We start from the raw sequence: 409 nt of genomic DNA, 5'->3' as shown, positions 1-409 counted from the left end.
AAATGAGATTTTTAATCTCGTCAGATTCAAAATGAGCTTATCGCTCTTTTCAATACTTTATTGGAGAGTTTGATCCTGGCTCAGGACGAACGCTGGCGGCATGCCTAATACATGCAAGTCGAGCGGASTTGAWRRGAAGCTTGCTTCYYTGATASTTAGCGGCGGACGGGTGAGTAACACGTAGGCAACCTGCCCTCAAGTTTGGGACAACTACCGGAAACGGTAGCTAATACCGAATAATTGTTTTCTTCGCCTGAAGAAAACTGGAAAGACGGAGCAATCTGTCACTTGGGGATGGGCCTGCGGCGCATTAGCTAGTTGGTGAGGTAACGGCTCACCAAGGCGACGATGCGTAGCCGACCTGAGAGGGTGATCGGCCACACTGGGACTGAGACACGGCCCAGACTCC

At 50.5% G+C, this 409-nt stretch carries 1 rRNA gene; it reads left to right on the top strand.

Annotated elements, in window-relative coordinates:
- Positions 1-57: 57 nt before the first annotated feature.
- Positions 58-409, top strand: a 16S ribosomal RNA gene (locus tag AC1DE7_RS31895); the annotation flags it as partial.

It is taken from the genome of Paenibacillus sp. 10L310, from assembly GCF_056395745.1.
The sequence above is the reverse complement of the archived record's forward strand: the minus strand, read 5'-3'. Positions and strand labels throughout refer to the sequence as shown.